Source organism: Sandarakinorhabdus sp., assembly GCF_031422795.1.
Lineage (GTDB): Bacteria > Pseudomonadota > Alphaproteobacteria > Sphingomonadales > Sphingomonadaceae > Sandarakinorhabdus.
Genome location: NZ_JANPML010000160.1, coordinates 1 through 7,406 on the forward strand (window position 1 = coordinate 1; position 7,406 = coordinate 7,406).

The window sequence follows — 7,406 nt, forward strand, 5'->3', positions numbered from 1 at the left end:
GGGGGTCATCCCCGCCCTTTTTTAATCGTCCGACGGGGTGGCTCCGCCACGATCTTCCTTGCTTTATTTCTGCACCAACCCAAGCGGACTCGGGGGCTCTGCCGCCGGCCGCGCCCACCAGCGTCGCCCCCCCCCCAACTCCCCCCCTCGACATTCCCCACCGCCCGCGCCATCTTCGCCTCACCTGCGTGCAATCCTCACCTTCGCCGCCGTGCTGGCGCTCTCCGCCACGACGGCCCACGCCGCCAAGCCAGTGGCATCGCTGAGTGATTCCGCGCTGCACGCCTATGTCATCGGCCGTTATGCCGAGCTTGATAATCAGGTGGGGCTGGCCGCACGGCTGATGGAGGAGGCCCGCGCGGCTGATCCGTTGGCGGCCAACGTCAAGCGCCGCAGCTGGGAACTGGCACTGGCCAATGGCGATCAGGCCCGGACCTTCCTGCTGGCGCGCAGCCTGGCCGCCGCCGGCGCCACCGACCCTGATGTGACGATGACCCGCATCGCCGAAGCCATGATCCGCAAGGATTGGGCGCTGGCGGCAAGCCTGCGCCAGAAACTGGGCGGGCAGGGGTGGCCGATCGTGATCGGGCCGGTGGTTGATGCCTGGGTGGCGCAGGCTCGCGGCGATGCTGGGGCGGCGCTCAACCTGCTCGATCCGCAGCGCCATCAGGGTTTTTTGCGGGCCTATATCGCCGAACAGCGGGCCCATCTTCTGGCCAGCCTGGGCCGTTGGGACGAGGCAGCCACGGCCTATCGCCAGGCGCGCGCTGGCGGCGGCCCGGCGTTGTTGTTCCTGCGCCAAGGGCAGGCCGATGCGCTGGTATTGGCCGGCCGCCGCGATGAGGCCCTGGCCGTGCTCTACCCGGCTGACCGTCCGACAGCGGTGGCACGTGAACGATTGCAGGCCGGAAAGCGCCTGGGGCCGCTGGTGGCCGAACCCCGGCAGGCGCTGGCGTGGACGGCGGCCCGGCTGTCGGTCGATCTGGCCCGCGAGCGTTCGGAACCAATGGCGCTGATGTTTGCCCGGCTGGCCAGTTTCATGGCGCCCGAGCTGCCGATCACCTGGCTGACCGTGGGCGACATGCTGGGCAAGGCCGGCCACACCCAGCCGGCGTTGGCCGCGCTCGACAAGGTGCCGGCCGGGCTGGGGCTGGAAGAGGCCGTGCGCGCGCGCCGCGCCGAAGTGCTGGAAGCAGCTGGGCAGTCGGCTGCAGCCGGGCAGTTGCTGCAGCGCGCTGCCGAAGCGCCGGGGGCATCGGCCGACGATTGGACCGGGCTGGCCGGTTGGCACAGCCGCGCCGCCCGCTTTGCCGAAGCGGCCAGCGCCTATGGCACGGCCATTGATCGTTTTGGCGCGGCCATGGGGGCTTCGGCGTGGAACCTGCACTATCTGCGCGGCATGATGCGTGATCGGGCTGGCGACTGGCCGAGCGCCCAGGCCGATTTCCGGGCCGCGCTGGCGCTGTTTCCTGATGAACCCGGCGTGCTCAACTATCTGGGTTATGGCCTGCTTGAACGCGGCAGCACTGCTGCCGAAGCCCGCACCATGATCGAAAAGGCCGCCCAGTTGCGCCCCGGCGATGGCGGCATCATCGATTCGCTGGGTTGGGCGCAGTTGCAAACCGGCGAGGTGGACAAGGCGGTGGCCACGCTGGAACGCGCCATCAGCCTTGAACCGCAGGATGCCACCATTGTTGGCCACCTGGGCGATGCGCTGTGGCAACAGGGCCGCCGCATCGAAGCGCGTTTCCGTTGGCGTCAGGCACTGGGGCTGGATGCGTCGCCCGACGACAAGCGCAAGCTGCAGGCGCGGCTGGATTATGGCCTGGATGCCGCGCCAGCGATGCTGGCCCTGAAATAGCAACTTGCGCCCCAGGGCCGCCCGCGCCACAGCCGCCGCGCGATGATTGTTGAACACGCCCCGGCCAAGATCAACCTGGCGCTGCACCTGCGGCGACGGCGGCCGGACGGCTACCACGATCTGGAAAGCATCTTTGCCTTCACGGCTTTTGGTGACACGTTGCGGGGTGAGGCGGCAGACGGGCTGAGCCTGTCGCTGTCTGGCCCCACGGCGGCCGCGGCAGATGTGGGCGACGATAATCTGGTGCTGCGTGCCGGCCGCGCGCTGGCAGCGGCGGCCTGCATAAAGCTGGGCGCGGCCCTGCATCTGGAAAAGCAGATCCCGGTTGCGGCCGGTCTTGGCGGCGGTTCGGCGGATGCGGCGGCGGCGCTGCGGCTGCTGAATCAGCTGTGGGGGCTCGATTGGCCGTTGGAACGCCTTGCGGCGCTGGCTGAACCATTGGGTGCCGATGTGCCGGTGTGCGTGCACAGCCAGACGATGTTTGGCACGGGCAAGGGCGAGGCGCTGTCGCCCTGGCCGCATGATTTCGCCGGCACCCCGCTGCTGCTGGTCAATCCGCGCGTTGCGGTGGCCACCGGCCCGGTGTTTGCCGGCTGGGACCAGCAGGATCGCGGCCCGATCGCGCCCGACTTGCCGCTCAGCGCGCTGCGCAACGACATGACCGCAGCGGCCGTTTCGCTGCAACCGGTGATTGCCGACGTGCTGGCGGTGCTAGCGCGGGGCGGGGAGGCGAGCCTTGTGCGCATGAGCGGTTCCGGGGCGACCTGCCTGGCCTTGTATCCCGATGTGGCAGCGCGCGACCGGGCCGCTGGGGCGCTGGCGGCCAACAGTTGGTGGGTTTGCCCGACGCACATCATCTGATTCGCGAGTCGGCAGTTCCGAGTCGAACTCAGTCAAATGGAGTCTGACTCGAAAAACGCTCTGAGTCGGGCTCGATTGTGTCCGGAATTTGACCAGCTTATTGCCCAAATCTGCCTATGTTATTTATCCAAACCATTGATAAATATACGCTGCGATGCGACAATCTGACCGGCGCTCAAAATAGCTGTTGACCGTCATCTGAGCCTCACTTAGAAGGCCCTCAGTTGATTTGAGTAGCGCTCAGCCTTCGCTCAACCCTCCCCCCTCGGTCGGGGGCGGCGCGGCTCAAATCAGCCGGAATTCACGATGTTTACCCCGGCCAATCGCCGTCCAGGAGAAGTCCCATGTTGAACCGTTTCATCGCTCTCGCCATCACCGCCGCTGCTGTTGTTGCTGCTCCGGTTGCTGCCGCTCCGATCAGCTGCAAGGCCACCCCGGCCCAGATCCGCACCCTGGCCGAAGCCAAGGGCGGCGAAGACGCTGCCAAGGCCATCAAGCTGGTTTCCACTGGTGAAGCCCTGTGCGCCGCCGATGCCAAGTTCGAAGCCGGCAAGAAGTTTGCTGCTGCTGCCAAGCTGCTCGGCACCGAGCTGGCTGCCCTGTCGGCCACTGCCGGTCAGTAATCTGGTCGCCCGGTTCGCCGGGCACCCTTGAATACCATCCTCCCAAGGATGCCCCTAAGGCCCGGTGGTTCGCCACCGGGCCTTTTTTCTCAGGCCCGCCCCGGCTATGCCGGTGGGCATGAGCCTGCCCGAAATCCTGCCCGGAACCGCCGATCTGCTGCTGATCGCCGATCACGCGTCCTCTGCGGTGCCGTCGGGTATCGATCTGGGCGTGCCGTCGGCGTTGCTGAACGATCATGTCGCGGTCGATATCGGCACCGATGCGCTCACGCGCCGGCTGTCCCGCGCGCTCTCCGCCCCCGCCATAATCGCCACCGTTTCACGCCTGGTGGTGGATCTGAACCGTGATCCGGCCGATCTGGGCTGTGTGCCGGCCAGCAGCGATGGCCACATGATCGCTGGCAACTGGAACCTGCCCGCCAACGAACGCGAACTGCGTATCCGCGCCATCCACCTGCCGTACCATACCGCCATCGCGGCCGAGATTGCGCGCCTGCGCCCGGCGCTGATCATCTCGGTCCACAGCTTCACGCCCAGCCTTGCCACCCGTCCCGACGAACAGCGCCCCTGGCCGATTGGCATCCTCTACAACCACGACGATCGTGCGGCGCGGTTGGGCCTTGTCGCGCTGGCCAGCCGCGGGCTGCATGTGGGCGACAACCAGCCCTATTCGGGCCGCGACCTCAATTACACGATGGATCGCCACGCCGAAGCGCAGCGCATCCCCTATCTCGGCATCGAAGTGCGCAACGACGGGCTGCTGACGCGGGAAGGCGTCGCACGTTGGACGCATATCCTGGCGGACTGCATCGCCGGGGTGCGAAGAGCCTTCTAGTTCACCTCACCCATGGTGAGAGGTGGTCTGGCGCGAGGCTCGGCGGTTCTAGCGCGCGACGGCAGCAATTCCAGCTTCGGCATTGACATTGATCTCAGCAATATGCACAAATAGTAAACAAGGGGTAAATCTCTAGGTCGCGAATAGCATCGTCTCAGGCCTCGGGAGCATTCCCATGTCCGATTTGAAACAAGTAATGCTCGCCGCAGGGTTGCTGCTTGCGGGCTTGGCTCCGCCCGCCCAGGCGACGATCATCGGCGGCGTTGAATTCCCGCAGGGCGCCATTTCCTTCGCGGATCAAGTCGTGTCCTACAATCCGGCATTCGGCGGCGGCAACACGCCGTCGGCCAACCATCAGGGCGCTTTTAATGCGCTTGGCGTGCCCAACTATGCTGGCGTCAACGGCTGCGCCTCGCAGGCCGCCTGCAGCTTCGTATCGCTGGGCGATGGCGGGCGCTTGGTGGTCCGCTTTACCGACAATGTTCTCACCGGAAGCAACAGCTCTGCATTTGATCTGTGGATCTTTGAAGTCGGCCCGGATGTGGAAGCTACATTCGTCGATGTGAGTGCGGACGGCATCGCCTGGTCGTCGGTGGGCGCCGTCGGTGGCAGCACGCGCGGCATTAATATCGACGCCTTTGGCTTCAACACTTCGTCCGTGTTGCGCTTTGTCCGTCTCACCGACAATGGCCAGCTCGGTGGCCAGTCCGGCGCCACGGTTGGTGCCGATATCGATGCCGTGGGTGCAATTTCCACCCGCGCCGTCGTTCCCGGCATCCCCGAACCCGCCACCTGGCTGACGATGCTCGCCGGCTTCGGCCTCACAGGCACTGTGTTGCGCCGCCGGCCCCGACAGATGGCTGCTGCATAAGGCGGCGCGCGTTTCAGCTCCTCTCCCCTTTGCGCGAGGGGAGCCTGCCCCGGGCATGGTTCAGCGGGGAGAGCGTGCCGCAAGCGCGTGCTAGGCAGCAGCGGGCACTTCCCACAACTCCACCGCATTCCCCTCTGGATCATGCAAGCGCGCAAACCGTCCAACCTCCGGCGCATCCCATTCGGCGCGCGTCTCTATCGCCACCCCGGCCGCACGTAGGCTTGCGATCATCGCGTCAATCTCCGTCACGCGCAGGTTGATCATGAACGCCTTGTCGGCCGCGAAATAGTCGGTGTCGGCCTTGAAGGGCGCAAACACCACCGGGCCGCCCTTTGATAGCCACGCCCATTCATCCACCGGCCCCATCGCATCGGCATTGCAGCCGGCACCGATATTCAGATGCTGTTTGTACCAGGCGCTCAGGCTATCGGGATCGCGCGCCCGGAAGAAGATGCCGCCGATGCCTTGCACGCCCATGAACTTCTCCCAGCTGTGTTCACGTGCCAGATTGCGCCCATGCGCTGGCCCGCGCAACAGCGGCCTTGACCCCATGGCGAGCCTGAGGCAGAGCAATTTTGTTATCGAATGAGGCCATGATATGACAAGATTCGACAAGTCAAAGCTGCCATCCCGCCATGTTTCAGTTGGACCGGAACGGGCGCCGCACCGATCCTACTATTACGCCATGGGGTTGACCGAGGAAGAGATCGGGCGGCCGTTCGTGGGCATTGCCTCGGCGGGGAATGACAGCGCGCCGTGCAATACCACGCTGGATGCGCAGGCGGATGCGGCGCGGATTGGCGTGAACGAAGCCGGCGGGATGCCGCGGCGGTTCAACACGATCACTGTGACGGACGGGATTGCCATGGGGCACCAGGGCATGAAGGCGTCGCTCGTGTCGCGCGATTGCATTGCCGACAGCGTTGAACTGTCGATGCGCGGGCATTGTTATGACGCGCTGCTGGGTTTTGCCGGCTGCGACAAGAGCCTGCCGGGCATGATGATGGCGATGCTGCGGCTGAACGTGCCGTCGATTTTTGTTTATGGCGGCTCGATCCTGCCCGGCCGTTTTGAAGACAAGGACGTGACTGTGGTCGACGTGTTCGAGGCAGTGGGCGGATATTCGGCTGGCAACTGCCCGCTGGCGCGGCTGACCGCGCTGGAAAAGGTGGCATGCCCCGGCCACGGCGCCTGCGGCGGACAATATACCGCCAACACCATGGCCTGCGTGGGCGAGGCAATCGGCCTGTCGCTGCCCAACAGCAACATGGCGCCGGCGCCGTATCAAAGCCGGGCCGACATCGCGATTGCCGCCGGCAAGCAGATCATGACCCTGCTGGAGCGCAACATTCGCCCGCGTGACATCTGCACGCGCGAAGCCTTTGAAAACGCAGCACGCATCGTGGCGGCCACCGGTGGTTCGACCAACGGCGCGCTGCACCTGCCGGCGATGGCCAACGAATGCGGGGTGAAATTCGACCTGTTCGACATGGCCGAGATCTTCAAGACGACACCGTATATCGCCGACCTCAAGCCCGGCGGCAAATATGTGGCGAAAGACATGTATGACGCAGGCGGCGTGTATATGGTGTTGAAAACCTTGTTCGATGCCGGCTTCATCCACGGCGATTGCCTGACGGTGACCGGCAAGACGTTGGCCGAGAATATCGACGAGATAAGCTGGAACCCGGATCAGCAGGTGATCTATCCCGTTTCCAGCCCGATCACCCCAACGGGCGGCGTCGTGGGGCTGAAGGGCAGCCTCGCCCCCGATGGCGCCATCGTGAAGGTGGCCGGCATGAAGACGCTGCAATTCCGCGGGCCGGCGCGGGTGTTCGACAGCGAGGAAGCCTGTTTCGCCGTGGTGGAACAGCGCGGGATCGAACCGGGCTGCGTGATCGTCATCCGTTATGAAGGGCCCAAGGGCGGCCCGGGCATGCGCGAGATGCTGTCCACCACCGCAGCGCTTTATGGCCAGGGCATGGGCGAGCAGGTGGCGCTGATCACCGATGGCCGCTTCTCCGGCGCAACACGCGGGTTCTGTATCGGGCACGTCGGACCGGAAGCAGCCGAAGGGGGCCCGATCGCGCTGATCGAGGATGGTGACATGATTGCCATCGATGCGGAGGCTGGCACCATCGATCTGGAAGTGGACGACGCCACGTTGGCAGAACGGCGGACAAAGTGGCTGCCGCGCGCTACGGACTATCAATCAGGCGCGATCTGGAAATTCGCGCAGACGGTGGGCCCGGCGCGGCTGGGGGCGGTGACGCATCCGGGGGCGAAGGCGGAAACGCACATGTTTGCCGATATTTGATGGACACGCCGGCCTGTTTCGATCTGGTGCTGGCCTAC

At 65.4% G+C, this 7,406-nt stretch carries 7 protein-coding genes; 6 read left to right on the forward strand and 1 reads right to left on the reverse strand.

All coding sequences use genetic code 11. The annotated features are described in order from the left end of the window. The first annotated feature begins 211 nt into the window (after positions 1-211). The 5 genes from RMO81_RS05900 to RMO81_RS05920 all read left to right on the forward strand — a co-directional run bounded on the left by RMO81_RS05900 (position 212) and on the right by RMO81_RS05920 (position 5,051). Complete coding sequence (locus RMO81_RS05900) at positions 212-1,861, forward strand: tetratricopeptide repeat protein (RefSeq protein WP_310474849.1); 1,650 nt, start codon at positions 212-214, stop codon at positions 1,859-1,861. Positions 1,862-1,903: 42 nt separating this feature from the next. After that, positions 1,904-2,722 carry a 4-(cytidine 5'-diphospho)-2-C-methyl-D-erythritol kinase gene (locus tag RMO81_RS05905; protein ID WP_310474850.1) on the forward strand — a complete coding sequence of 273 codons (819 nt, stop codon included), beginning with the start codon at positions 1,904-1,906 and terminating at the stop codon, positions 2,720-2,722. Between the two features lie 344 nt (positions 2,723-3,066). Beyond that, complete coding sequence (locus RMO81_RS05910) at positions 3,067-3,345, forward strand: hypothetical protein (RefSeq protein ID WP_310474852.1); 279 nt, start codon at positions 3,067-3,069, stop codon at positions 3,343-3,345. Between the two features lie 118 nt (positions 3,346-3,463). Next, positions 3,464-4,180: an N-formylglutamate amidohydrolase gene (locus tag RMO81_RS05915; RefSeq protein WP_310474853.1), complete on the forward strand. Its 717-nt coding sequence runs from the start codon at positions 3,464-3,466 to the stop codon at positions 4,178-4,180. A 175-nt stretch (positions 4,181-4,355) separates the two neighbouring features. Continuing rightward, positions 4,356-5,051, forward strand: coding sequence for a PEPxxWA-CTERM sorting domain-containing protein (locus RMO81_RS05920; protein ID WP_310474854.1), 696 nt, complete (start codon positions 4,356-4,358; stop codon positions 5,049-5,051). Between the two features lie 90 nt (positions 5,052-5,141). Here RMO81_RS05920 and RMO81_RS05925 read toward each other — a convergent pair whose 3' ends face one another. After that, positions 5,142-5,528 carry a VOC family protein gene (locus RMO81_RS05925; protein WP_310474855.1) on the reverse strand — a complete coding sequence of 129 codons (387 nt, stop codon included), beginning with the start codon at positions 5,526-5,528 and terminating at the stop codon, positions 5,142-5,144. 121 nt (positions 5,529-5,649) lie between these two features. On the opposite strand from RMO81_RS05925, the gene ilvD reads away from it, so the two are divergent. Next, positions 5,650-7,368, forward strand: a complete 1,719-nt coding sequence (gene ilvD, locus RMO81_RS05930) for a dihydroxy-acid dehydratase (protein WP_310474856.1) — start codon at positions 5,650-5,652, stop codon at positions 7,366-7,368. Positions 7,369-7,406: the final 38 nt, after the last annotated feature.

Excerpts from the sequence above, each read along its gene's own strand:
- RMO81_RS05910 (WP_310474852.1), top strand. The coding sequence starts at position 3,067 with ATGTTGAACCGTTTCATCGCTCTCGCCATCACCGCCGCTGCTGTTGTT.
- RMO81_RS05905 (WP_310474850.1), top strand. The coding sequence starts at position 1,904 with ATGATTGTTGAACACGCCCCGGCCAAGATCAACCTGGCGCTGCACCTG.
- RMO81_RS05925 (WP_310474855.1), bottom strand. The coding sequence starts at position 5,528 with ATGGGCGTGCAAGGCATCGGCGGCATCTTCTTCCGGGCGCGCGATCCC.
- ilvD (WP_310474856.1), top strand. The coding sequence starts at position 5,650 with ATGACAAGATTCGACAAGTCAAAGCTGCCATCCCGCCATGTTTCAGTT.
- RMO81_RS05920 (WP_310474854.1), top strand. The coding sequence starts at position 4,356 with ATGTCCGATTTGAAACAAGTAATGCTCGCCGCAGGGTTGCTGCTTGCG.
- RMO81_RS05915 (WP_310474853.1), top strand. The coding sequence starts at position 3,464 with ATGAGCCTGCCCGAAATCCTGCCCGGAACCGCCGATCTGCTGCTGATC.